This is a genomic window from Pedobacter sp. AC212 (genome assembly GCF_979258625.1).
In genome coordinates, this window is record NZ_OZ409870.1 from 5,231,552 (window position 1) to 5,255,976 (window position 24,425).

23 protein-coding genes and 1 riboswitch are annotated in these 24,425 nt (G+C 37.8%); of the genes, 10 read left to right on the forward strand and 13 right to left on the reverse strand.

All coding sequences use genetic code 11. From position 1 onward, the window contains the following. Positions 1-17: 17 nt before the first annotated feature. The 5 genes from metH to murQ all read right to left on the reverse strand — a co-directional run bounded on the left by metH (position 18) and on the right by murQ (position 6,552). Positions 18-3,734, reverse strand: a complete 3,717-nt coding sequence (gene metH, locus ACZZZC_RS22635; RefSeq protein WP_463488166.1) for a methionine synthase — start codon at positions 3,732-3,734, stop codon at positions 18-20. A gap of 164 nt (positions 3,735-3,898) precedes the next feature. Further along, positions 3,899-4,004, reverse strand: a riboswitch (SAM riboswitch). 116 nt (positions 4,005-4,120) lie between these two features. Further along, a complete protein-coding gene (locus tag ACZZZC_RS22640; RefSeq protein WP_463488167.1) occupies positions 4,121-4,294 on the reverse strand; it encodes a hypothetical protein in 174 nt (57 codons plus the stop codon). After that, positions 4,294-5,037 (reverse strand): Bax inhibitor-1/YccA family protein, encoded by a 744-nt coding sequence (locus ACZZZC_RS22645; protein WP_056851035.1) that lies wholly within the window; start codon positions 5,035-5,037, stop codon positions 4,294-4,296. The genes ACZZZC_RS22640 and ACZZZC_RS22645 overlap by 1 nt, the downstream gene beginning before the upstream one ends. Before the next feature lie 40 nt (positions 5,038-5,077). After that, positions 5,078-5,644, reverse strand: coding sequence for a hypothetical protein (locus ACZZZC_RS22650; RefSeq protein WP_056851036.1), 567 nt, complete (start codon positions 5,642-5,644; stop codon positions 5,078-5,080). Positions 5,645-5,736: 92 nt separating this feature from the next. Beyond that, positions 5,737-6,552 (reverse strand): N-acetylmuramic acid 6-phosphate etherase, encoded by an 816-nt coding sequence (gene murQ / locus ACZZZC_RS22655; protein WP_056851037.1) that lies wholly within the window; start codon positions 6,550-6,552, stop codon positions 5,737-5,739. 189 nt (positions 6,553-6,741) lie between these two features. On the opposite strand from murQ, the gene ACZZZC_RS22660 reads away from it, so the two are divergent. After that, positions 6,742-8,349: a S41 family peptidase gene (locus ACZZZC_RS22660; protein WP_463488168.1), complete on the forward strand. Its 1,608-nt coding sequence runs from the start codon at positions 6,742-6,744 to the stop codon at positions 8,347-8,349. 1 nt (position 8,350) lies between these two features. Here ACZZZC_RS22660 and ACZZZC_RS22665 read toward each other — a convergent pair whose 3' ends face one another. Then, positions 8,351-8,905 carry a GNAT family N-acetyltransferase gene (locus ACZZZC_RS22665; protein ID WP_463488169.1) on the reverse strand — a complete coding sequence of 185 codons (555 nt, stop codon included), beginning with the start codon at positions 8,903-8,905 and terminating at the stop codon, positions 8,351-8,353. Positions 8,906-8,989: 84 nt separating this feature from the next. Between ACZZZC_RS22665 and ACZZZC_RS22670 the strand changes: the two genes are divergently transcribed. Next, positions 8,990-9,301 carry a DUF4286 family protein gene (locus ACZZZC_RS22670; protein WP_463488170.1) on the forward strand — a complete coding sequence of 104 codons (312 nt, stop codon included), beginning with the start codon at positions 8,990-8,992 and terminating at the stop codon, positions 9,299-9,301. 93 nt (positions 9,302-9,394) lie between these two features. On the opposite strand, the gene ACZZZC_RS22675 is transcribed toward ACZZZC_RS22670, so the two are convergent. The 3 genes from ACZZZC_RS22675 to dtd form a co-directional block, all read right to left on the reverse strand. Next, a complete protein-coding gene (locus ACZZZC_RS22675; RefSeq protein WP_463488171.1) occupies positions 9,395-9,721 on the reverse strand; it encodes a nucleotide pyrophosphohydrolase in 327 nt (108 codons plus the stop codon). Continuing rightward, on the reverse strand, positions 9,711-11,297 hold the full coding sequence (locus ACZZZC_RS22680; protein WP_463488172.1) for a glycosyltransferase family 39 protein: 1,587 nt from the start codon (positions 11,295-11,297) through the stop codon (positions 9,711-9,713). Before ACZZZC_RS22680 ends, ACZZZC_RS22675 begins: the two co-directional genes overlap by 11 nt. 71 nt (positions 11,298-11,368) lie before the next feature. After that, positions 11,369-11,821 (reverse strand): D-aminoacyl-tRNA deacylase, encoded by a 453-nt coding sequence (gene dtd, locus ACZZZC_RS22685; RefSeq protein ID WP_463488173.1) that lies wholly within the window; start codon positions 11,819-11,821, stop codon positions 11,369-11,371. A 30-nt stretch (positions 11,822-11,851) separates the two neighbouring features. On the opposite strand from dtd, the gene ACZZZC_RS22690 reads away from it, so the two are divergent. Genes ACZZZC_RS22690 through ACZZZC_RS22700 form a run of 3 tightly spaced genes read left to right on the forward strand, consistent with a single transcriptional unit; the run spans position 11,852 to position 15,707 of the window. Continuing rightward, a complete protein-coding gene (locus tag ACZZZC_RS22690; RefSeq protein WP_463488174.1) occupies positions 11,852-12,877 on the forward strand; it encodes a hypothetical protein in 1,026 nt (341 codons plus the stop codon). Further along, positions 12,843-15,287: a hypothetical protein gene (locus ACZZZC_RS22695; protein ID WP_463488175.1), complete on the forward strand. Its 2,445-nt coding sequence runs from the start codon at positions 12,843-12,845 to the stop codon at positions 15,285-15,287. The genes ACZZZC_RS22690 and ACZZZC_RS22695 overlap by 35 nt, the downstream gene beginning before the upstream one ends. 36 nt (positions 15,288-15,323) lie before the next feature. Further along, a complete protein-coding gene (locus tag ACZZZC_RS22700) occupies positions 15,324-15,707 on the forward strand; it encodes a hypothetical protein (protein WP_463488176.1) in 384 nt (127 codons plus the stop codon). A gap of 93 nt (positions 15,708-15,800) precedes the next feature. Here the strand turns inward: ACZZZC_RS22700 and ACZZZC_RS22705 are convergent, their stop codons facing one another. Beyond that, a complete protein-coding gene (locus ACZZZC_RS22705; protein WP_463484142.1) occupies positions 15,801-16,847 on the reverse strand; it encodes a 3-oxoacyl-ACP synthase III family protein in 1,047 nt (348 codons plus the stop codon). 133 nt (positions 16,848-16,980) lie between these two features. Between ACZZZC_RS22705 and ACZZZC_RS22710 the strand changes: the two genes are divergently transcribed. The 3 genes from ACZZZC_RS22710 to ACZZZC_RS22720 are packed head-to-tail and all read left to right on the forward strand — an operon-like array spanning position 16,981 to position 17,832. Continuing rightward, positions 16,981-17,262: an ATP-dependent Clp protease adaptor ClpS gene (locus ACZZZC_RS22710; protein WP_010599054.1), complete on the forward strand. Its 282-nt coding sequence runs from the start codon at positions 16,981-16,983 to the stop codon at positions 17,260-17,262. Between the two features lie 44 nt (positions 17,263-17,306). Continuing rightward, on the forward strand, positions 17,307-17,513 hold the full coding sequence (locus tag ACZZZC_RS22715; RefSeq protein ID WP_463488177.1) for a hypothetical protein: 207 nt from the start codon (positions 17,307-17,309) through the stop codon (positions 17,511-17,513). Next, positions 17,503-17,832, forward strand: a complete 330-nt coding sequence (locus ACZZZC_RS22720; protein WP_463488178.1) for a type II toxin-antitoxin system RelE/ParE family toxin — start codon at positions 17,503-17,505, stop codon at positions 17,830-17,832. Before ACZZZC_RS22715 ends, ACZZZC_RS22720 begins: the two co-directional genes overlap by 11 nt. On the opposite strand, the gene ACZZZC_RS22725 is transcribed toward ACZZZC_RS22720, so the two are convergent. The 3 genes from ACZZZC_RS22725 to ACZZZC_RS22735 form a co-directional block, all read right to left on the reverse strand. Continuing rightward, complete coding sequence (locus ACZZZC_RS22725) at positions 17,829-18,425, reverse strand: thioredoxin family protein (protein ID WP_463488179.1); 597 nt, start codon at positions 18,423-18,425, stop codon at positions 17,829-17,831. The genes ACZZZC_RS22720 and ACZZZC_RS22725 overlap by 4 nt on opposite strands. A gap of 101 nt (positions 18,426-18,526) precedes the next feature. Beyond that, the gene (locus tag ACZZZC_RS22730) at positions 18,527-18,892 is read right to left on the reverse strand and encodes a hypothetical protein (protein ID WP_463488180.1); all 366 of its coding nucleotides are present in this window, start codon (positions 18,890-18,892) and stop codon (positions 18,527-18,529) included. Between the two features lie 67 nt (positions 18,893-18,959). Next, the gene (locus ACZZZC_RS22735) at positions 18,960-20,543 is read right to left on the reverse strand and encodes a peptide chain release factor 3 (RefSeq protein ID WP_056851049.1); all 1,584 of its coding nucleotides are present in this window, start codon (positions 20,541-20,543) and stop codon (positions 18,960-18,962) included. A 774-nt stretch (positions 20,544-21,317) separates the two neighbouring features. Between ACZZZC_RS22735 and ACZZZC_RS22740 the strand changes: the two genes are divergently transcribed. Further along, positions 21,318-23,588, forward strand: coding sequence for a helix-turn-helix domain-containing protein (locus ACZZZC_RS22740; protein ID WP_463488181.1), 2,271 nt, complete (start codon positions 21,318-21,320; stop codon positions 23,586-23,588). 231 nt (positions 23,589-23,819) lie between these two features. After that, positions 23,820-24,425 (forward strand): SprT-like domain-containing protein, encoded by a 606-nt coding sequence (locus tag ACZZZC_RS22745; RefSeq protein WP_463488182.1) that lies wholly within the window; start codon positions 23,820-23,822, stop codon positions 24,423-24,425.

Below are 24,425 nucleotides of genomic sequence, written 5' to 3' on the forward strand. Positions count from 1 at the left end.
ATGTACTAAATACTATATCAATATGCTAAATTAGGCGAGAGCCACTTCTCTGCTTCCTCCATCGTCATTCCTTTTCTGATTGCGTAATCTTCCACCTGATCTTTGGTGATCTTTCCCAGGCCGAAATATCTTGATTCTGGATGGGCAAAGTAAAAACCACTCACCGCAGCTGTTGGATACATGGCGTAACTTTCTGTTAAGTGTAAGCCAATTTTGTTCTCCGCATCAAGCAAGCTAAACAAAGTTCCCTTTTCCGTGTGTTCCGGACAAGCAGGATAACCCGGTGCCGGACGAATACCTGCATATTCCTCCTTGATCAATTCCTGATTACTTAAATTTTCATCCTTCGCATAACCCCAATATTCTTTCCGAACCCGCTCGTGCATGCGTTCGGCAAAAGCTTCAGCCAAACGATCTGCTAATGCTTTCGCCATAATGCTATTATAATCATCATGATTGGCCTCAAATTCTGCTACCAACTCATCAATCCCTATTCCTGCAGTTAAAGCAAAGCAGCCAAAATAATCTTGAATACCAGATTCTTTAGGAGCAATGAAATCAGACAAAGCATAATACGGCTGACCATCAACCTTTTCGGCTTGCTGACGAAGAGTGTGGATAGTAACTAGTCTTGAGTCTTCAGTACTAAGTCCAAAATCGCCAGGTAGACTTCCGACTTCGGACTTCTGACTTTCGACCTCCAAATGAATGTCGTCTCCAACGGCGTTTGCTGGCCAAAATCCAATTACCGCTCTAGCCGTTAACAACTTTTCATCTAAGATCCGTTTCAATAATGCCTGCGCATCATCAAAAAGCTTTTTTGCTTCACTCCCAACATTTTTATCATCAAATATTTTCGGGTAGCTTCCGCGAAGTTCCCAGGTATGGAAAAATGGTGTCCAATCGATATATGGAACTAATTCATCCAAAGGATAATTATCAAAAACCCTGGTTCCGGTAAATTCAGGAACTGGTAAATTTCGATCGAAATCTATCTTAAATTTATTTGTCCGTGCTTCTTCAATGGTTTTGAAACGCTTATCAGAACGCTTGTTCAAATGCGCTTCCCTGGCTTTTTCATACTCCGCTTTGATGCCAGCAACGTAGTCACCTTTTGTTTCAGGATTCATCAGCGTACTGCAAACAGTAACACTTCGCGATGCATCTAAAACATGAATAGCCGGGCCAGAATAATTTGGGGCAACTTTTACAGCCGCGTGAATCCGTGACGTGGTTGCTCCACCAATAATTAATGGAATGGTAAAACCTTCTCGTTCCATTTCTTTGGCAAAGTGCACCATTTCATCAAGTGATGGTGTAATTAACCCACTTAAGCCAATAATATCGGCATTTATTTCCCTCGCTTTTTTGATGATCTCCTGCGCAGGAACCATCACGCCCATATCTACAATTTCGAAGTTATTACAAGCTAAAACTACCCCCACAATGTTCTTCCCGATATCATGAACATCACCTTTAACGGTAGCCATCAATACTTTCCCTGCCGAGGAATTCTGATCCTGATCTGGATTATCTAGTTTCTCCTGCTCAATAAAAGGAAGCAAATAAGCCACCGCTTTCTTCATCACCCTGGCCGACTTTACCACCTGAGGCAAAAACATTTTTCCAGCACCAAATAAATCACCAACAATGTTCATTCCGTCCATCAATGGTCCTTCAATCACTTGTATTGGGCGGGCATATTTTTGACGAGCTTCTTCAACATCATCGTCAAGATACTCTACAATTCCTTTTACCAGGGAGTGAGATAGGCGTTCTTCAACCGGTCCTTTCCTCCATTCTTCGTCTTTTATAATTTCTTTCCCTTTTGATTTTACCGTATCAGCATATTCAACCAATCTCTCTGTAGCATCATCCCGTCGGTTCAAAAGTACATCTTCTACCCTCTCCAAAAGTTCGGGTGGAATTTCCTGATACACCTCAAGCATACCTGCATTTACAATCCCCATATCTAAACCGGCCTGAATGGCATGGTATAGAAATGCAGAGTGCATCGCTTCGCGAACAACATTATTTCCTCTAAATGAAAACGAAATATTTGATACACCACCACTTACTTTTGCATGTGGCAGGTTTTCTTTGATCCAACGGGTAGCGTTAATAAAATCTACCGCGTAGTTATTATGTTCTTCTAAACCTGTGGCTACGGTAAGGATATTCGGGTCGAAAATAATGTCTTCAGGAGGAAAACCGATTTCATGCACCAGAATATCATAGCTTCGTTTACAAATCTCTTTTCTCCGTTCGTAGTTATCGGCCTGGCCTTGTTCATCAAAAGCCATTACAACAACGGCAGCGCCATATTGCATAATTTTACGGGCACTTTCACGAAACTTATCTTCACCTTCTTTAAGTGAAATAGAATTCACAATTCCTTTTCCCTGCAAACATTTCAATCCATTTTCTATCACCGACCACTTAGAGGAATCGACCATGATAGGCAATTTGGCAATATCAGGTTCGGAGGCAATCAGATTTAAAAACTTCGTCATGGCAGCTTCCGAATCGAGCATGCCTTCATCCATGTTTACATCAATAATCTGCGCTCCACCTTCTACCTGTTGTAGGGCCACAGCCAAGGCCGCTTCGTAATCGCCACCTAAAATTAACTTTGAAAATTTTGGAGATCCGGTGATGTTTGTCCTTTCGCCAACGTTTACAAAAATACTGTCTGGCGTTATCGTTACAGGCTCCAATCCGCTTAAGCGCATAAAAGGCTCAATAGTTGGCAATTTCCGTGGCGAAGCTTTTTTAGCATTCTTTGCAATGCAGCCAATGTGATCAGGAGTGGTGCCGCAACAGCCACCCACGATATTTACAAATCCAGATTGGATAAAATCGTCGACCAAGTGAGCCGTTTCATGTGGTTGTTCGTCGTAAGCACCAAATTCATTCGGCAAGCCGGCATTTGGATAAGCAGAAACGTAACAACCCGCTTTGGTAGCCAGCTCTTCGATGTGCGGACGCATCTCTTTTGCCCCTAAAGCACAGTTAAAACCAATGCTTAAAGGTTTTGCATGCATTACCGAATTTAAGAAAGCTTCTGCTGTTTGACCAGAAAGCGTTCTTCCAGAAGCGTCGGTAATCGTTCCCGAAATCATAATTTCGAGCTTACGACCAACTACTTCTTCATATTTTTTAATGGCCACAATGGCTACTTTTGCATTTAGTGTATCAAAGATGGTTTCGATGAGAAGCACATCAGAACCTCCATCTACCAAACCGCGAACTTGTTCATAATATGCCGCTTCCAGTTCATCAAAATAAACCGCCCTAAAACCTGGGTCGTTTACATTTGGCGACATCGAAAGGGTTCTGTTGGTTGGCCCAATTGCACCTGCAACAAAACATTTCCGATCGGGATTAGCCGCCATAAATTCAATAGCAGCCTCTTTTGCCACCCTCGCACCTTCAAAGCTTAACTCATAAGAAAGATCTTCCATCTGGTAATCAGCCATGGAAATTCTTTGTGTACTGAAGGTGTTGGTTTCGATAATATCCGCACCAGCGGCTAAATATTCAAGATGTATGGCTTTAATAATATCAGGCCGAGTGATGTTGAGCAAATCGTTATTGCCTTTTACATCACACGGATGATCTTTAAAACGTTCCCCTCTAAAATCCTCTTCGGTTAAAGTATAACGCTGAATCATGGTACCCATCGCACCATCAATTACTAAAATACGTTTTTCTAATTCTTCTCTTATGCTCATACTAGTATTTAGTAGTTAGTATCGAGTATCAAGACATTCGACACGAGATGTAACTACATTTCAACTCAATATGTAATCTGGCATTTGTTATCTAAATACTAAAGACTATATACTAAGTACTAAAAAAGCTTATTTAAAAAGTTGGTACGAGAATCGTAATCCTAAACTTATCTGCCCCCGATTAAAATCGGGATAGAATGTAGCACCTTGTGTGGTCACAGGTTGCTAAGACTTCGTTGGGTCTAATCCCTCCGTCTTTCTTAATAAGCGTACAAAAATGCAACAAAGCAACATCAATTCCAAAAATTATCGCTCTGCTGCCAAATAAAATTACAAAGGCCATGCAAATTTGCACAGCCTTAAGAATATTGTTTTGTTTGAGTGCTTTAAACAGCCTCCCTTTTTCCGAATCTTTTGTTGTAGTAGGTAATCAAATATCCCATCCAAAAAGCACCAGGCAAACAACTAATAAAGATATGATCTGTAATATAAGTTACAGTAATTGCCTGGATAGTGCCGCCAACTAAAATGAAAAAAGCGATTACCAAAAACTTGCTCATTATTTTCTACTTCCGAAAATGCGTAGTAAGAAAAGGAAGATATTGATAAAATCAAGGTATAGCGACAAAGCTGCCATTATAGCTAATTTCTTTGTATCAGCAGATGGAATTGATTCTCCGCTTTCTTCAATTCCCATTCCAATTCTTTTAATTTTTTGAACATCGTATGCAGTCAATGCTGTAAAAACAGCAATACCAACAAATGCCATAATTAAGCTAAACTGTTCACTTTTAATAAACATGTTTGCAATACTGGCTATAAATAAACCGGCAACACCAACCATTAAAATTGGGCCGAACTTACTCAAATCTATATTTGTTGTATAGCCCATTACAGCCATTATACCAAAAATACCTGCGGCTGCAGCAAAACAAGTTATAATCGATGTGCCAGTGTAAATTAAGAGAATAAAACTCAAACTTACGCCCAGCAGCACAGAAAACAGTACAAACACACCTAACAAGGCGCCATAAGATAGTCTAGAAAAGCCAGCCCCCATTACTAAAACTAGCCCTAGTGGTGCAAACATGGCTACATAACCTAACGCAGTTCTTCTTCCTGTTTCAAAATCGATTAATGATCTTAATGCTGACTCCGTGTTTGAAATATAAAAAGCAGATAGAGTTGATAAAGCCAACGCTACAAACATCCAAAGGAATACGTTTGCAAAAAACTTCTTCGATACGGAGTTTTCCTGTACAAAGACACTATTGGTTTGATAATTATAATTTTGTTGTTCCATTTTTAATTTTGTGTATTTAAATGATTTTAAAAATAACAATTTAGTTTAATCTTTTTGTCAAGAGTTCTTCAACTTTTTTAAAGAACTGTAGCGGTTTAAGTGTACGCCATGGCAGATTATCAAAAGCTCCCCCAAAGTTGATATAGTAATCTATGTTATTGTCTTTAAATTCGGAAATAACGTGTTCTTGAAAATTTACGCCAACAATCCATCCATCTTCTACTTCCTGAAACCACTCTTCATAATAGCTATCATCAGATGCGTGAAAATTTAAAACGTTCTCGCCAATAAGGATAAATTTGGTAATGCCTTCGTCCATCATCAATTCTAAAATATCACGTTTAAGTAACATGATATCATTATTAATTGCATCATTCCATTCGCCGATAAATTCGATAATGGCATAACTGCGATCATAATCGGCATACAAAACCTTCATGTAAAGGGTGTTCGACCCGAATTCGTCCCACTGCGGATGCAGCAAGAAATTATAAATCTGCTTGTCGAAATAAATTTCCGAATACTCGGTATTGTAAAATGGTGAGCGCTCATCTTCTGCCGAAACATAATCATCTCTCCACTGGTAATAAGGCTCGATTTCGTGCATTTTAATATTTAATTTTGAGTGAGTGAATTTCGAATGACTGAATTTAACGGCGATGCTAACTCTATCATTCACTCATTATATCATTCATTCATTTACTGTGGTTGTCGTTGTCCCGCCTCTACCGCTTTACGTACGCTTCCATATTTTGTAAGTAAATCTGCCGCCTCATCATAGCCTATGTTTAATTCATCTGCCACCATCTGCGTTCCGCGATCGACTAATTTGTTATTGGTTAACTGCATATCTACCATTTTGTTTCCCACTACCCGTCCTAATTGAACCATCACGGTAGTACTCAACATGTTTAAAACCAATTTCTGTGCAGTACCAGATTTCATTCGGGTAGAACCAGTGATAAATTCCGGGCCAACAACAACTTCAACCGGAAAATCAGATTCAGCAGCGATTGGTCCACCAGTATTGCAAACAATACAACCGGTCAAAACACCGTGCTTACGGGCGGTATTTAAACCACCAACTACGTAAGGTGTGGTTCCAGATGCGGCCAAACCCACTAAACAATCTTTTTCATTGATGTTAAATTCTTCCAAATCCTTCCAGGCTTGTTCGGCATCGTCTTCTGCAAATTCTACTGCCTTTCTAATGGCCGTATCGCCACCGGCAATAATTCCAACAACCCAATCAAAAGGAACTCCATAAGTTGGTGGACATTCGGATGCATCTACGACACCTAAACGACCACTTGTACCTGCGCCAATATAAAATAAGCGACCGCCTTTTTTCATTCTTTCGGCAACTGCCGAAGTTAGTTTTTCTATCTGAGGCAAAGATTTTTCGACTGCAAAAGCAACGGTCTTATCTTCATTATTAATGCCCTGCAAAACCTCCAATACCGACATTTTGTCGATGTTATCATAATTAGATTCCTGCTCGGTAACTCTGTTCATAAATTTAATTTTGATAAAATTCGGTAAATTCTTTTTAAAAAGCGGCGTAAAAACTTAAAAATATATCTTCATGTAGCTGTAAGAATAATTACATCCGTTAATTTATGTTAAATATTAGAAACAAAAGACATGAAAATGCAGTTAAAAAATATAGTAACCCGCTAAATTTCATAAATTTGCACAACGCTAATGAAAAAAAATACCCGAAATAACCTACTGATTGCAATAAGCTATTCTGTGATTTTAATAGTAGGTATGATTTTGGGGATAAAATTCATAAAAGACCAGGGTTTTGGCGTTCAGCGAAGTCCGCAGTTGGCTATAAATAGTGACGGAAAACTTGAAGAGATTCTGCACATTATCAATAAAAACTACGTTGATGAAATTAATACGGATTCTTTACAGAATCTACCTATAGATAGCGTTCTACATCAACTAGATCCCCATAGTGTTTATTTGCCTCCAACCGATGCGCAAGATATGACCAACAATTTAGAAGGTAACTTTGAAGGTGTTGGCATTGAATATTACATGCTCAATGATACGATGATGGTTACTGGAGTAGTTAAAGACGGGCCTGCCTACCAGGCCGGAATAAAACTGGGCGATAAAATTTTGAGTATTGATACCGCTGTTGTAAGCGGGCGAAACTTGCCAAAAGAGCAGTTAACCGGACGTTTTCGAGGTAAAGCCGGAAGCGGTGTTAGCGTTGTTTTAATGCATAATGGAACACAGGTACAAAGTAAGTTAATGGTTACCCGTGGTAAGGTAAACATTAGTAGTATTGATGCTTCTTATATGATTAATCCTGAAACTGGTTATATAAGAATTAGTAAGTTTGGAGCAAATACGGATAATGATTTCGCTACTGCTGCTAATAATTTAAAAGCCAAAGGGATGAAGAAGCTCATTCTCGATCTCCGCGACAATGGTGGAGGGTATTTTTCTGCTGCTACGGGTTTAGCTGATCAGTTTTTACCAGAAAATAAACTCATTGTTTACACTCAGGGTAAACACGAACCTCGTACCGATTATTTTTCAACCGGTACTGGTGCGTTTCAAAATGGAAAATTAGCGGTATTGATTAACGAGAATACCGCATCGGCAAGTGAGATTGTTGCAGGGGCTATTCAAGATTTAGGTAGAGGGGTAATTGTAGGCAGGCGATCTTTTGGCAAAGGGCTGGTTCAAGAACAGTTTTCTTTCGGTGATGGATCTGCTTTAAACTTAACCATTGCCCGGTATTATACGCCGTCGGGAAGAAGCATCCAGAAATCGTATAAAAAAGGTTATGATGCTTACAAACATGAGTTGGATGAGAGAATGATGGATGGAGAACTGACCGGAGATCGCACTTCTTTTCAAGATTCGATAGAAAAAGCGGAAGGCGTAGCTACACAAAATGTAAGAAAACAAAAGCCTAGTGGAGGCATACAGCCAGATGTTTTTGTTAAACTGGATACCGTTGGTTACAATAAATTTTATGCAACCCTAGTAAGCAAAAAGATTTTATCAGATTATGTTTTTAATGTACTAACAAACAAATATAACGCTGGCTTTGTAGAGCAAAACATTAATTCTTTTACGTTAGGAGATAATGATTTTAAAGATTTTATAGGTTATATTCAACGCAAAAACGTACAGATCGATCGTTTTCAATTGTACAATGCTAAGCCTGTAATTTTGAGCGATTTGAAAGCATTGTTATGTCGCTATTACCTTGGTGACGTAGGCTATTACCGATCAGTAAATCAAACTGATAATGCGGTAAAGCAAGCCATAATTAACCTTCAATAGTTTATCTCCAGTCCCAAACCACCACATTCCATTCCGTGCTCATTTGATCTGTGTAGGTATCAATCGTTTTGAAGCCAATACGCTCATGCGCTTTCATTGAACGTAGATTTATAGTGGCAATTTCAGTTATTGCGAATTCAAATTTATTTTCGAAAAAATTCTTATAAGCCTGATAGCATTGATCAAATAAGCCTTTCCCACGGTAATCTTTATCAACACAAACCTGGCCCACAACAATATATTGATAAGCAGCCACCGATTTTCCATGATATTGAATGTGATCGAAACTCTCGTACATTTCTACTAATCGGGGAATATCATTTTTCGATTGCTCTGTCATCCCCAATACATAAGCGATTACCTTTTCACTGTCCTTAGCGATGATGTTCGGTTCATGCTGATGCATTTTTTCCAAATCATCAAGCTTGTGCGAAACCGTTACAAAACCTTGCTGTTTAATTTCTTCCACAGTTAAATCGGCTCTTAGATTCTTTTTTTGAAGCGTAATAATACCTTCTAAATCCATTACTGTTTGCGATGTTGAAATTTCAATCATGAGTATGCTCTAAATAATCGCCGAATATAAGAAATTCAGTTTTTCATCTATCTTTTACTTGGGCACATTTATTATCTTTGCGACATGCTTTTATATAATGTTACCCTAATTTTAGAAGATGCTGCAGCTGAAGAATGGCTGCAATGGATGCAGGAAACCCATATTCCAGAAGTGATGGCTACCGGAATGTTTGTATCCAATCGATTATTAAAGGTGCTTGATTCGCCAAATGAAGGCGTAACTTATTGCGCACAATATGTTGCCGAAACTTTAGAAAATTACAACGAATACCAAAGCAAATTTGCTCCAGAGCTACAAGAGAGATTAAACAGCAAGTTTAAAAACCGCTTTGTGGCCTACAGAACTTTAATGGAGTTTGAACCCCCAACTATCTAAAGGGAGATTTTGAAAGGCATAAGACGATTTCGACAAATAAAAATAAATGTCAGTAGCGCTTATTTAACTCATTACCGACTAAAGACTGTAGACTTATTTTAGCTTCTCATTGTTTTTATGCCTGTCTGCATCGCGAATGGTTTTCTTTTCGAGATTTTTCTGAAAAGCATCGCTCAAATCAATACCTGTTTGATTGGCCAAACAGATTAGTACAAACATCACATCGGCCATTTCATCGGCAAGATTTACCGCTTCATCACTCTTTTTAAATGACTGCTCACCGTATCTCCGAGCCATAATCCGAGCTACCTCCCCGACTTCTTCCATTAAAATAGCAGTATTGGTTAGCTCGTTAAAATACCTGATACCTGTAGTTTTGATCCACCGATCTACTGTTTCCTGCGCTTCATTAATGGTCATGCTTTTCTTCTTCTATTTCTTGTTTAATCCTTTTGTTTACATCTATTTTGGCACCCTCTAAAAGAAATACACTTGCACCAACTTCTCTGGCAAAGGGATTTTTGATTTCCCCGATTTTGGTAATCTTCTCAAAAAATGGCTGTTCTTTTTTTCTTTCAGGATCCTCTTCACCTGCTTCGCGAATTAAAATCACATACTTAATCGCTTTATTCATTTTAAACCAATACAAGTAATCAGCATTGTAAGAAACAGCTCCGATATTGCCATATTTGGAATAATAGTTTACCGCACCAGCCAAACCATAATTATCTGCCCTAACTAATAAAGCAGATTTATCGCTTACCTTTTCGTAAGCTAAATCAGTTAAATGAGCAATTTCTTTCCAGCCTTGCATATCGGCATAATCTTGTGGCAATTGATGGTTTTTGCCATCTTCCCAACGCAACATACCAACTCTTTCAAAGCGTTTTTGGTTAGCTATAATCTGTATGGGCGAATATAGCGGCATCACCAGGGGCAATACCCAAAGAAACAAGCCAATATTGAAAACTAAGAGTGCCGTGGTAAATAGGTAACGTTTGTACAAAATGAAGCCGAAGTAAGTAGCACCAAAAGCCAGCAGCACAGGGTACAAACCTAAAGCATAATAATCTTTAGCTTTAAAATAACTAAAAATCATTAGCGTAAAAACATAAGTTAAAATTACCCATCGATATTTTACGAAGGGTTTATAAAAAATCAACGCACCGATTCCAGCAAGTAAAACAAATATACTTGTTGCAAAAAATAAGACTTGATTGATGAAGAAATCTGTTCTATTGACATGGACCAACTGCGTTTTAGCCAACAGCTTCATGTGTACGAGCACCGGAAAATCATTTTTAATTTGCCAGATGATATTCGGCGAAACGATTATTAAGCCTAAAATAATGGCGAAATAAAAATGCTTGTTAGTAAATATTTTTCGAGTTGGTAAAATTACAATTGCTGGTAATAAACCCATTACCAAAAAGAGAATATTGTATTTGTTTAAGAACCCAAGTGCCACCCAAATGGCAAAGAAATATAGATATTTAGGTACTGTATTATCAAAATATTTGAGTAAATAAAAAAAGGTGGCTGTCCAGGCTAGGACATCAAATGAATTTGGCTGATAAAGTGTGTTTAATCTTAAAAATGTCGAGCAAAGGCAGGCCACTGCCACAAAGCATTTTGCAAGTAAATTTCCATTCAAATGTTCAACAATTTTCCAGCTAAACAATATGGTTAAGGCACCAAAAAGAGCTGGAAAAAACTTAACCCAAAAAACACTATTACCCAGCAACTTAATTATGAACGAAAATAAGGAGGTAAGCGGCGGAACAGAAGTAAAACCTGCAGCCAAATGATTAGCCTGATCCAGGTGTAAAAATTCATCTCTATGAAGTTCGTAAATATTATTTACTAACAAATAGCTTAATACAAATTTGAGCAAAAGAAAGAAAACCAAAAAACCCTTACTCCACAAAGTAGGCTTTTCCCTGCTTGAGGTAGAGTCATCTGCCCCCATATATAACCCTGAATTTTTAACTTCCATAAATATTGCCTTAACTCTTTGCAATTATTGCTTTTACCATCGCCTATAGCTCCCCTCTAGAGAGTGGGGGCTTACTCTTTATTCTTCGTATCAATTAAAATTGTAGTCGGCCCATCATTTACCAAAGCAATTTTCATATCCGCTCCAAAAATCCCTGTCTGCACTTTCCTGCCCATTAAAGCCGACAAGTTTTCGATCATTTTTTCGTAAAGCGGAATAGCCGTGTCTGGCCTCGCGGCTCGGGTAAAACCTGGGCGGTTACCTTTTTTTGTCGATGCAAATAAGGTAAACTGGCTAATCAACAAAATATCTCCATTAACATCAGCCAACGCTTTATTCATTAAGCCATTTTCATCACCAAACACCCGCATATTAACGATTTTTTGAGCAAGCCAATCCAAATCATCGGCTGTATCAGCATCTTCAATACCTAAAAGCACCAAAAATCCGGTTTTAATCTCGCCCGTAATTGTGCCATCAACTGTGCAACTTGCTTGTGTAACTCTTTGTAAAACTGCTCGCATTTTATCTTACTTTTGATCAATAAAATTGATATGCGCAAGATAAGTATTTTAGTGATTTCTATATTTCTCTTATTCGGTTGTAAGCAAAAGTCAATCGTTCACCCTACTTTTTATTTTTGGCGAACAAACTATAAAAACAACAAAGTTGAAACTGATTACCTCCATAAATTTAAGTCGAAATCGCTTTACGTTCGCATTATGGATGTAGATTTTAATCCCGACTTTCAACAGGATGTTCCTATTTCTCCTATTAAGTTTTCCGATTCGCTTCCAAAAACAATCGGCATCATTCCTGTAGTTTTTCTTGTTAACCATATTTTTAATGACATAGATTCGAGCAGAATAAAATCGCTAGCCAGTAGAATTGCAGTATTCGTTGATGCCAAAGTTAAGCAGGCCGGAAAGACGGATTATTCTGAACTTCAAATAGACTGCGATTGGACTAAAACCACCAGAGACCAGTATTTCAATTTTCTTGATCAACTGAAAGCTCAGCCGCTTCTGAAGAACAAAACTATTTCCGTTACCTTAAGATTACATCAGGTAAAAAACAAGTCGACAAGTGGTATTCCCCCGGTAAAAAAGGCCATGCTGATGTGTTACAACATGGGGAACCTGCGTAAGTATGGCGAGCAAAATTCCATTCTTGATCAAAGAGAAATGGATATCTATTTAAAAGATTACCTCCGCAATTACCCATTAAAGCTTGATGTTGCCTTACCAATTTTTGAGTGGGCAGTCGTATTCAGGAATAAAGAATATGCTGGAATTTCTAAACGAATTACCAAAGATCAAATTAATGACAAAAACCTATTTAAGCAAAAAGGCCATTCCATTTTATACGATCTCATAATCGATTATCCAGCGGCGGGCTTAAAACGTGGTGACGTGATTAGGTGGGAAAAAATTTCTGCCGGAGATTTATTTACAACATCTAATTTTTTATCCCGATATTTAAAACCTGAAGAGCGAAATCTCGTTTTTTATCATCTCGATACCGACCTTTTAAAACATTTTACACATGAAGACTTTCAAAAAGTTATCGCTAATTTTTAGCGTTTTTCTTGTTACTTTCTTTGGCGAAATCGCGGTAAATATTGCCTGTGGCGGCGAAATTGACCCCTACGATTACTATATTTCCTATTTCCACAACAACATTGAGGGTGATGAGTACACGCCTTTTGCTTATAATCAAATGGCTTATCTGAATAACGAGGAAGATGTAGAAAGCGAGTCGCAGATTAATAGTCGAGAATGGGCGAAATATTTAGATGTTAAGGAACAAGATGTTCATGAGATTATGTACAATGTAGATAGTGCAACAAGTAACAAGCTTGCACATTTCGACGGAAAGCTTTCAGATTTGGCAGATAGTTTGCAAAAAAACACTTTTGTACAAGGATTGAGCAAAAACAAATCCGCCTTGAAATATTATACTTTCGCTAAAAGCTGTGAGCCCCATGCTAATATTAACTTCAATCTTTGGGATCCAATACCCCGAGATACCACACAAATGGATGTGCTTGCGAAAGAAGCCCTCAACTTAACAGAATTGGAGAAAGATGATTTCTTAAAATTGCGTTATGCTTATCAGGCGGAGCGGATGTTTCATTATGCAGGCCTGCATACCGATAGCAAAAGTGTTTACGAAAAATTTATCAGAAATAATAAAACCAATAGTGCTGTTAAAGGATGGGCTTTGGCACTTTATGCCGGTTCTATTCGCCGATTGGGAAATCCGGCAGAATCTGCATTTTTATTTTCAAAAGTATTTGCAACCAACCCGGAAAGGAGAGTGCAGGCTTATAAGAATTATTATTACAACAGCGCTCCTATAGACGGGGCCTTGAAATATGCTAAAACCAATAGTGAAAAAGCCAAAATTTGGGCAATTAACGGTTTCGGAAATCCAGATTTCGATATTGAAAGTTTGTATAAAGTATATCAATACGAACCTAAAAGTGAGCTTAATGGGGCGCTATTGGTTAGAGAAGTTAACAAACTGGAGCAGGCATTGATTGAGGCGAATGATATTGCAAAAATATCCTATAGCTATTATTTCTCTGAAAGTAACCCGCGACGAAGGGATAGTGTTAAAAATTTGAACTTAAAACAGCTAAACCTGGTTAGAGATTTTGCAGTTAAATTAGCAACCGAAAAGAAATATCCGCAGCCAGAATTGGGTACTTTGACAGCTGCTTATTTATCGTGGATGGAAAATAAAGATGCAGTTGCCACCAATTACTTAAGTACACTGAATCCTGAAAAACTTCCTGAAAAATTGCGTGATCAATACCGGATTACTGATTTATTGATTAAAGCTAAAAATATTAAGAAAGGAAATCCATTTAACGAAAATGAACTATTGCCGACGCTAAAATGGCTAGACGAAAAAAGATTTGCCGAAAATAGCTCGCATCCTGGAGATAAATATTATGATTGGGTAGATGCAGAAAGCAAACATTTTAGCAGAACCACAAGAAACTTCTATCAGCAGCTATTAGCACCTGCATATTTAAAATTAGGCGATACAGCCAAAGCTGCCCTGGCAATGGTTAAGGGAGATTTGGAATACAAGATCGTAAAAGATAACTCGCTTTTCAAAAATATGAGCTATCAAACGACTGCTTTCTGGCAACAATTTTTAAGTCCGAAAAGTATGCAAGGTTTGCTAAATTATAAAAAGAAAGCAGTTGGAAACGATGTAACGGCTTTGCTTTCGAAGGCTTTAAATCAACTTAAGAATGATGATTTCTATGAGCTATTTGGAACCACTTATCTAAGAACACATCAGTATGAAAAAGCGGTTGAAATGTTTGCAAAGGTATCGCCAAGTTATCATTATTTCAATCCCGAAAACTGGTACGCTGATGATGCCAATTCGAAGCTTTATGCAAATCCATTTATTCAAACCATTAATGATTTCCCCAAGAAATATGTAAATGCTAAGGCATCGATAACAAAGAAAGCTTTTGCATCTGAAATGTCTCGTTTACAAAAACTAACCACTAGCGATAAGAAAAATGCTTCCCTGTATTATTACAAAATGGCGAACGCTGTTTATCAAACTGGCTATTACGGAAATAGCTGGTTTTTGATTAGCTACGATTGGTCGACTTATGACAATGCCAGCCCGGCAAAATACGGTTATGATGTAGACTATAAAAAAGCTCAAACTGCCAAAAGCTGGTATTTGAAAGCTAGAGCGCTGAGTACAAATGCAGATTTTAAAGCTAAATGCACCTTCATGCTTGCCAAATGCGCTCAAAAGCAAATTATCCTAAACTCAAAGTTAAATTCATTCAGCTATTGGGATAAAGATGATATAAAGTATCAAAATTTTATCAATGCGAATTACAACAATCCGTATTTCAAAGAATTGAAATTGAAATACAGCAAAACGCCGTTTTATCAGGTGGCAGCTGGAGAATGTAGTTATCTAGGGGATTTTATAGCGAGGAATTAAAGGTTGAAAAGCTGTTAGAACTAGACAAAAATTAAAATGGCAGTGATAAAAGTATTTGGAGTTTCGTTGATTCTGCTCGGATTTTTTCTGGCTTATGGATTGATAGGATCGTACCGCCCAATACTATTCGGAACAAAAACCGAAGCTACCATTGTTGCTGTTGAACGGGTGAACAATAAAAGGTTTACATATGTGTATTATCCCGTATTTCAATTCATACATAATAACAAAACCATTAAAGCGGTAGATAGAAGCCGTGATATTGAGAAAAATAGTGTCGGAATAAAGGAATTTATATTTTATAACGAAAGTTATGGTATTAGCAGGGGTATTGCATCAACCACTATAGTTTTTTCCTGCATTAGTGCTTGCTTCATATTATTTGGCTTCGTTGCGCTATTTTATAAAGGAAGGATTTAAACTTCAAATAGGTGATAAAATTTCCTGTTCGAGACGAAATGACGTTGAGGATATTAGCCTTAAACCTTAATATCCTCAACCTTTTACCTCAAGTTACCACCTAATTAGCGCACTTGCCCATGTAAAACCTGACCCAAATGCGGCAAGGCAAACTAAATCCCCATCCTTAATTTTTCCGGCTTCCCAGGCTTCACACAAAGCTATGGGAACAGATGCTGCTGTGGTATTTCCGTATTTTTGAATATTATTAAATACCTGATCATCGCTCAAGCCTAACAAGTTTTGAACGTATTGGCTGATCCGTAGATTTGCCTGATGTGGCACAAGCATATCAATGTCCTTTTCCGTTAAGTTGTTTGCAGCCAAAGCTTCTTTAATTACCTCTGGGAATTTTACGACAGCTTTTTTGAAAACTGCCGGGCCATCCATGTAGGGCAGTGCAGCACCGCTTTCTAAAATTTCAGGCGTCATAAATAGTCCGCCCAATTCCTGATCAGGAAAAGCAGGTTTATCCTTCATCCATTTATTTGCATGAGAACCTGGATAATACATGGCTAAAATTTCTGCATCAGCGCCATCGCTGTGTAAATGAGTGCTCAAAATCCCTTTACCTTTTTCATCGGTAGGCTGTAAAATGACAGCACCTGCACCATCGCCGAAAATTACTGAAACATTACGACTGCGGGTTTCGAAATCCATAGCAAACGAATGTTTTTCGCTACCCACCACCAAAACATTTTTATACATCCCGGTTTTTACAAACTGATCGGCCACCGAAAGTGCGTAAACGAATCCTGAACACTGATTGCGAATATCCAGGGCACCGATTTCGCCCATCCCCATTTCGCGTTGTAGCAAAACACCGCATCCTGGAAAATAATAATCAGGGCTTAAGGTGGCAAAAACAATAAAGTCGACATCCTTTGCGGTGATACCAGCACGCTCGATAGCAATCTTTGCTGCTTCAATTCCCATTGTGGTGGTAGTTTCTTCATTACGATCGGCAAAACGACGTTCCTTAATCCCGGTTCGTTCCTGAATCCACTCATCGTTGGTATCCATAAAACGACTTAAGTCGGTATTGGTATAAACATTTTTTGGAACGTAGTAACCTATTCCTGCTATTTTGGATTGATGCATGCTCAAATATTTGATTAGGTAAATGTAATTATTTTATAAAGATATGAGATGAGTGAAAGATAGGAAGCCCATATCGTCTGACTTGTCAAATCTAATATCCCAAATCTTCTAATTATTGTTTATTTTTGCAACCATGTCTACAGAAACCAAAGAAGAGACCTTTACGCTCGAAGAAATTTTAACTTCCCTGAAAACTGTGCATCGCCTTATTTTGTGGAATGATGATGTAAATACTTTTGATCATGTGATTTACTGTATGATGAAGTATTTGGATTATAACGAATCTCAGGCGGAAAAAATTGCGTGGAAAGTACATAATGACGGAAAGTGCCCAGTTTTAGAAGGTTCTTTTACTGAAATGGAAGTTTACCGTAAAATTTTACAACAAGAAGGATTAACGGTTTCGGTTGATTAGATTATTCAAATGTAAATTATGTATATTTAGTTAAATATACTTATATGGAAATCACATTGGAAATAAAAAGCGATGCGGCATTTTCAATAATTGAAAAGCTAAAAAGCATTAAAGGAGTAAAGATTAAAAACGTAGAGCAATTAAAAGAGAATTATTTAAAAGATCTTTCTAATGCCTATCAAGAGACAGAATTAGCTGAAAAAGGAAAGTTAAAGTTAAAACGTTTTGAAGAAATTTTAGATGATATATGATGTATTAACATCATCCCTCTTTGAAAAAGAATTTAAAACAATCTGTAAAAAACATAAATCTGCGAAAGACGATATTATCTCCCTTGTTAACAAATTAAAAGATAATCCACATCTAGGTAGTCCTATTGGAAAATATTGCTATAAAATTAGGATAGCAATTTCAAGTAAGGGAAAAGGGAAGTCATCAGGAGCAAGAATAATAACAAGAGTAAGGATCGTAAACAAAACAGTTTATTTGTTATCAGTTTATGATAAATCTGAACAAGATTTCATTTCCGATAAAGAGCTTGAATCAGTTCTACGATCTTTAGAAGCCTAAATTAATCCCCTTAAAAGCATATTCAACTCTGCTTGCGTAGTTTGTGTTTTATCTTTAGCATACCAGCTATGAAGCTTCTCTGCCAAAAAAGGCATTTCAGTTGTTTCTTTTCTCCACTCTTTAAGCAATTCTTGCAAAACCTGTGGACGTGGTGCCCATGTTGCTAAAACCTCATCCGCACTTTCATTCAGGATAATTAAAACTGGTATTGCTCTTCCTCCGTTGGTCAAATGTGCATCTATCAAAGGAAGATTTTTATCGCGAAGTACAAATCTTAAATCAACTTTACCTAAAGAAGCTGTGGCTATTTTATTAAAAACGGGAATGATTTGAGCCGCATCTCCGCACCAACCTTCTGTAATTACCAAAAATTTGTACGTGGCTTTAATATTATCGATGGTAGCAGTTAATTCATCAGTCAAGCTTGCGGTTTTATCCACTCGGTTCATACGCTGCACATTCATTTTTGTATAGTGCAAATCGTAAGTAACGTCGCCAGTAGCCTTTCCTTCCAGCAAAAGCTGGTCTACCAGTGCACGGTACGTTTGATAATCCATTCCCTGCTCATTGAAAATTTCGCTATAGTTAACCATGATGTTTTTAATTGATGTGACAAAGAAAAGGAGAAAGTTGATAATTTAAATCATCGGTTTGCAATTTGATTGTTCTATAATTAATCAAATTATTAAACCTATTAAAACGCTGAAACTGCTGAAACAACTTTAGCTTTATGATCAAAAATCCTGACAATAGGTTTGATAGTCTTTTTAGAAACATTTAAAATCTCCAGATGATTTCCAGCCGGAATAGATAGCGAAACTTTATCATTAACGATAACCTGATTCTGATTATTCGGTTGTTTAATGATCAAGGTACCTTTAGTTGGATTTTGTATATCCACATTAAATGCGCTTGTATCAGCCAAATTCACCGTTAATTTCTTTTTAGCTTCTAAAGGAATCATAAGTGTCCATGACTTTGGATCCGTTTTTAACGTTGCGCAAGAAGATGCTAAAAGAATAAACAATAGATAAGTAGCGGAAGCAAATTTGTTTTTCATAGTTTTTAGTTTGTTACTTATCAGACGAAAATTTGTAAATTTTAGTTGCATGGACTAGCAAGAAAATTTAGCTCTTAAATTCGCTCGTTTTATGGAAATCGATATCCGGGTAGTCTTGCTTAGTCAAGTTAATCATATAATCACTATCAGATAGATAAACGGGGTTTGCCTCTTTATCAAAACCAATGTGTTGTTGCTTACGCTTAACAAATTCATCTAGCTTTTTTCTATCTGTTGAGGTTACCCAGCTCGAGCGTGTGTAACTTAAGGTACGGAAACGACATTTGGCACCATATTCATGTTCTAAACGGAAGTTAATTACCTCAAACTGAAGTTCTCCTACTGCACCAATTACCTTCCTATTTCCGGGCTGCATCACAAATAACTGCGCAACCCCTTCGTCCGTTAACTGTTCAATACCTTTCTCCAACTGTTTAGTACGCATCGGATCCATATTTTCTACTTCTTTAAAAATAGATGGTGAAAAACTTGGAATACCTTTAAATTGCAATTTTTCACCCTCAGTTAAAGTATCGCCAATTTTGAAGTTGCCACTATCATATAAACCAACCACATCACCTGGCCAGGCTTCTTCAACAATACTTTTCTCATTCGCCATAAAATCCATTGGGTTCGAAAACTTTAATTTCTTATCCTGGCGGGTATGGTAATAAAATTTGTTGCGTTCAAATTTCCCTGAACAAATCCGTAAAAACGCAATTCTATCGCGGTGTTTTGGATCTAAGTTGGCATGGATTTTAAATACGAAACCACTAAAATTTTTCTCCTCTACCAATACATCACGCTCTTCGGCTTCTCTATGGCGGGGACTTGGCGCAATATCAATAAATGTATCTAAAAGTTCCTTAATACCGAAGTTGTTAATGGCACTTCCAAAAAATACTGGCGCCACCAAACCCTCGGTATATAAATCTTTATCAATCTTTCCATAAATACCATCAACCAACTCAACATCGTCTTTCAGGTTGTTAATTTCGTTTTCTTTTAGGTAATTCAACAAAGAAGGATCGTTCAAATCATTTGCCGCCACCACAGAATCAGTTACTTTGGTTTTATCAGAATTGAATAGGTTTAAATGTTTGTTATAAATGCTGTATACACCTTTAAAGGTATGGCCCTGACCAATTGGCCATGAAAGCGGGCACAAGCTGATGTTTAGTTTTTCTTCAATTTCATCCAGCAAATCGTAGGCTTCTTTACCCTCACGATCCATTTTATTGATGAAAATAATAACGGGGGTGTTACGCATCCTACAAACCGACATCAGTTTTTCGGTTTGTTCCTCCACTCCTTTTACACAGTCTACCACCAAAATAACGCTATCCACAGCAGAAAGCGTTCGGTAAGTATCTTCAGCAAAATCTTTGTGACCTGGGGTATCCAAAATATTAATTCGCTTCCCGCTGTATTCGAAACCCATAACCGAAGTAGCTACCGAGATTCCACGTTGCTTTTCGATTTCCATAAAATCGGAAGTATTGCTTTGATTCGCTTTATTCCGCTTTACCGCACCAGCTGTGTTAATGGCACCACCAAATAACAGAAATTTTTCTGTCAATGTGGTTTTGCCTGCATCGGGGTGACTAATAATGGCAAAGGTTTTACGTTTTTCTATTTCAGGGTTAAGCATAATAAATTTGGGGTAAAAATGGCGATGAAACCGGGTTAAAGGAATTTAACAGCGATAAGATTTGAATAATTTTGTTTCATCAGGCTGCAAAGATAAGAAAATTGGTTAACTGTTTGAACTGGTTAATAGTTTAATCTTTAATAGCGTTACCCGTTCAATTCCTAAATCACGTTTGGAAAAGCAACTGCAGTAGTTCATCGGTAAAAGCAGTCCCGCCATTCATTACAATCTTTTTGTTAAAGCTTCTGCGTTACCTAAACCTCGTAGGTTTTAAAAACCTACGAGGTTTGCTAGTACAACAAAAAGTATTTCCATTGCTGTCGGGTTTAAATAATCTATTTAAGTAGTTCTTATAAAATATTTAACCACCCCTTGCCCCTCCTAAATTATGAGGGGCAAGGGGTTTGCTATTTCAAAATTGTGCTCGTTTTAAAGTTTATGCTTTTAACCAAACTGCAAATTCTGTTAAATTTTAATATTAGCACCGTACTTCTCCGCTCCTTATTTCAAGGAGCGGTTGGGATTGGTTTTTCTCCCAAAAGCGGTAACCCCTTGTTAAATAAACCTGATGGCAGCGGGCATCCCGATTTTTCATCGGGATAAAGCGAACAGCAGGACTACCATTCCCGATGGAAAACTGAACATTCATTTCCAGATATTTAGCTTTGATCACCTAAATTATTAACTGAAAACTAAAAATCATACCTATTTTTGTGCTAAAATTGTTAGCTTTAATCATCCCTCCAACTAAAGCAAACCAAAATCTTACTGCCGATGCCACAACTGGAAGAAACTTCTATGCCTGCAGAAATTGCTGCAAAGTTTGTCAATTACACCTCAAAACATGTTTTCTTAACTGGAAAAGCAGGAACAGGTAAAACTACTTTTCTGCGGAAATTGATTTCGCTTACGCACAAGAAGGCGCTGATTTGTGCACCAACGGGTATTGCTGCTATTAATGCTGCTGGTGTAACCATTCACTCCCTATTTCAGTTGCCTTTCGGAGCATTTTTCCCTGATGCGGCGGGTAATCTAATTAATCAAAATATCACTTTTAATTTTAATACGCCGCGAACCATTGTTAAGCACCTGAATATGCAGGGCAACAAAAAGCGCATGATTCAGGAGCTTGAATTGCTGGTGATTGATGAAGTGAGTATGCTCCGTGCCGACATGCTCGACGCGATTGACTTCTCGTTAAGGTATATTCGGAGAAATAGAAATGTGCCTTTTGGCGGTGTGCAATTGCTATTTATTGGCGACCTACACCAATTGCCGCCAGTAGTAAAAAACGATGAATGGCGGGTGATGGCTGGTTTCTACAAGAGCATTTATTTTTTTGATGCACTGGCTTTACAAAATAATCCGCCAGTATATATCGAGCTGGATAAAATTTACCGTCAGGATGATGCAGTGTTTATTGATTTGTTAAATAACCTGCGCAACAACAAGATTACGCTCGAAGATACCGCTTTGCTGCGCCAGCATTTTAAACAAGATTTTAAGCCTGCGGCCGATGAAAACTATATCACTTTAACTACGCACAACAATAAAGCTGATACCATTAACCGCGAAAGACTAACGCAGTTAAAAACAAAGTCGTATTTTTTTGATGCAAAAGTTACCGGCGAGTTTAATGAATACGCTTACCCTAATGAAAAAAGTTTAGAGCTGAAAGTTGGTGCTCAGGTTATGTTTATTAAAAATGATATGACTGCCGAAAAGCGCTATTATAATGGAAAAATCGGGGTTGTGCACCATATTGAAAAGGATATTATCGAAATAGAACTCCCTGATGAGCGAACGGTAATTGCCGTTGCGCCCTATACCTGGGAAAATGTAAAATACAAACTCAACGAAGCTACGAATGAAATTGCAGAGAATGTGGCGGGCTCTTTTGTCCAATATCCGCTAAAATTAGCATGGGCAATTACTGTTCATAAAAGCCAGGGTTTAACTTTTGATAAAGCAATTATCGATATCGGGGATGCATTTGCCCCGGGTCAGGCGTACGTAGCGCTATCGCGTTTGCGCTCGCTGAAAGGATTGGTGCTTACTTCGCATTTGCGAGAGAATGGTTTGCAGCAAGATCAGAACATTCACTATTTCTCGAGCACAAAACAACCTGCAGAGATCTTAACCCAACAAATAAGCTTTGAGAGTTACGATTTTATCCGAAGTTATTTACTGGCTGCATTCGACTTAAACTTGGTTCGATACTATATGAAAGAGCATGTGGAAACTTTCGATAAAAGCGAGGCAAAATCTACCAAACAGCGGTATGATGGCTGGACAATGGACTTGTACAAGGAATTTCAGAAAACTACTGCCACAGCTGATACATTTCTAAATCAACTGAAGGGATTATTCGCCGAACAAACCGAACATACCCTATTTAATGTTTCGAAAAGAGTTGAAGCTGCACTAAAATATTTCAATCCGCTTATTAAAGCTGTATCCGACAAACTCTTAGCACAAATTGAATCCATTAAGGAAGAGAAGGGAATCAAAACTTACTTAACCGAATTGCTTGAACTGGAAATTTTGGTTTATGAACAATTGAAAAAAATGCACAAAAGCAAAGCATTGCTCAGTGCGATTATCAATGGAAAAGAATTTAGCAAAGCCGATACTGACAAACTGTTGAATCTGGCTCAACGAAATGAGCAATTGCAAAAGGCCATTCAACTGAAAGGCCAGGTTTTAAAAGTGAAATCGGCTGTTGAGAAGAAAAAGAAAGAGCCGAAAGTTGACACAAAATTAATCAGTTTTGAGCTTTACGAACAAGGCAAAACATTGGAGGAAATTGCAAAAGAAAGAGGTTTTTCTGTTGGTACAATTGAGGGTCACCTGGCTTATTATGTTTCCACCCAGCAAATAGATGTATCGAAGTTGGTTAAGCCTAACAAAATTAGAAATATTGCTGACGCGGTGGAAAGCCAGAAAACAAAATCGATGGCTACGATCAGAGATTTTTTAGGCAAAGATTATTCATTTGGAGAGATTAAACTGGTGTTAGCTTCTTTATTCCCATCAGAGGAGTAGGTTTTTATTTAATCATTAAAGCGGTCGTCATTGCGAGGCACGAAGCAATCTCAGTACCACGGGTTTTAAAGCGACCGCATTAGGATTGCTTCGTACCTCGCAATGACGAATTGGCAAATTTGTGTGTATTGAAAACTCGGTGTACTCTGTGGTTAATTACTTCGTTAATTCTGTGTAAATCTTTGTATCCTCTGTGGTTAAATATTTTAGCAATTCCTTACCTTAGCATTCGTGGAGAAAGTTGATTTGTTAGCGCAATACATGCCTGCCCAGGCAGCGCCGCTAATTGCAAAGTGGATAGATTATTTTCAATGCGAGTTTAAAATCGCTAAAACCCGTTCTACAAAACTTGGTGATTACCGTCATCCTTACCGCGATAAGGGCCATCGCATTTCTGTAAATTTCAATTTAAATCATTATGCTTTCCTGGTTACTACAGTTCATGAATTTGCGCATCTACTCACCTGGAATGATTTCAAAAACAAAGTAAAACCTCATGGTTTGGAGTGGAAAAAAAACTTTCAACGGATGATGGTTCCATTTTTTGATATGAACATTTTCCCTGCTGATATTCATCAGGCTATTGATAACTATATGTCTAACCCTGCTGCGTCGAGCTGTTCAGATTTGCATTTATCAAGAGCTTTGAAAAAATACGACCCTAACACAGTAGAAACGCTGCATTTAGAACAACTTTCGATCAATACGATATTTAAAATAAAAGACGGTCGTCGGTTTGCCAAAGGCGAACGCATTCGAAAACGCTACCGCTGTGTATGTTTAGATGATAAAAGAATCTACCTTTTTAATCCTCTAGCAGAAGTTTTTGTGGTTTAG

Bases quoted from the DNA above. Each gene is read 5' to 3' on its own strand.
- metH (WP_463488166.1), bottom strand. From the start codon at position 3,734: ATGAGCATAAGAGAAGAATTAGAAAAACGTATTTTAGTAATTGATGGT.
- ACZZZC_RS22640 (WP_463488167.1), bottom strand. From the start codon at position 4,294: ATGAGCAAGTTTTTGGTAATCGCTTTTTTCATTTTAGTTGGCGGCACT.
- ACZZZC_RS22645 (WP_056851035.1), bottom strand. From the start codon at position 5,037: ATGGAACAACAAAATTATAATTATCAAACCAATAGTGTCTTTGTACAG.
- ACZZZC_RS22650 (WP_056851036.1), bottom strand. From the start codon at position 5,644: ATGCACGAAATCGAGCCTTATTACCAGTGGAGAGATGATTATGTTTCG.
- murQ (WP_056851037.1), bottom strand. From the start codon at position 6,552: ATGAACAGAGTTACCGAGCAGGAATCTAATTATGATAACATCGACAAA.
- ACZZZC_RS22660 (WP_463488168.1), top strand. From the start codon at position 6,742: ATGAAAAAAAATACCCGAAATAACCTACTGATTGCAATAAGCTATTCT.
- ACZZZC_RS22665 (WP_463488169.1), bottom strand. From the start codon at position 8,905: ATGATTGAAATTTCAACATCGCAAACAGTAATGGATTTAGAAGGTATT.
- ACZZZC_RS22670 (WP_463488170.1), top strand. From the start codon at position 8,990: ATGCTTTTATATAATGTTACCCTAATTTTAGAAGATGCTGCAGCTGAA.
- ACZZZC_RS22675 (WP_463488171.1), bottom strand. From the start codon at position 9,721: ATGACCATTAATGAAGCGCAGGAAACAGTAGATCGGTGGATCAAAACT.
- ACZZZC_RS22680 (WP_463488172.1), bottom strand. From the start codon at position 11,297: ATGGAAGTTAAAAATTCAGGGTTATATATGGGGGCAGATGACTCTACC.
- dtd (WP_463488173.1), bottom strand. From the start codon at position 11,821: ATGCGAGCAGTTTTACAAAGAGTTACACAAGCAAGTTGCACAGTTGAT.
- ACZZZC_RS22690 (WP_463488174.1), top strand. From the start codon at position 11,852: ATGCGCAAGATAAGTATTTTAGTGATTTCTATATTTCTCTTATTCGGT.
- ACZZZC_RS22695 (WP_463488175.1), top strand. From the start codon at position 12,843: ATGAAGACTTTCAAAAAGTTATCGCTAATTTTTAGCGTTTTTCTTGTT.
- ACZZZC_RS22700 (WP_463488176.1), top strand. From the start codon at position 15,324: ATGGCAGTGATAAAAGTATTTGGAGTTTCGTTGATTCTGCTCGGATTT.
- ACZZZC_RS22705 (WP_463484142.1), bottom strand. From the start codon at position 16,847: ATGCATCAATCCAAAATAGCAGGAATAGGTTACTACGTTCCAAAAAAT.
- ACZZZC_RS22710 (WP_010599054.1), top strand. From the start codon at position 16,981: ATGTCTACAGAAACCAAAGAAGAGACCTTTACGCTCGAAGAAATTTTA.
- ACZZZC_RS22715 (WP_463488177.1), top strand. From the start codon at position 17,307: ATGGAAATCACATTGGAAATAAAAAGCGATGCGGCATTTTCAATAATT.
- ACZZZC_RS22720 (WP_463488178.1), top strand. From the start codon at position 17,503: ATGATATATGATGTATTAACATCATCCCTCTTTGAAAAAGAATTTAAA.
- ACZZZC_RS22725 (WP_463488179.1), bottom strand. From the start codon at position 18,425: ATGGTTAACTATAGCGAAATTTTCAATGAGCAGGGAATGGATTATCAA.
- ACZZZC_RS22730 (WP_463488180.1), bottom strand. From the start codon at position 18,892: ATGAAAAACAAATTTGCTTCCGCTACTTATCTATTGTTTATTCTTTTA.
- ACZZZC_RS22735 (WP_056851049.1), bottom strand. From the start codon at position 20,543: ATGCTTAACCCTGAAATAGAAAAACGTAAAACCTTTGCCATTATTAGT.
- ACZZZC_RS22740 (WP_463488181.1), top strand. From the start codon at position 21,318: ATGCCACAACTGGAAGAAACTTCTATGCCTGCAGAAATTGCTGCAAAG.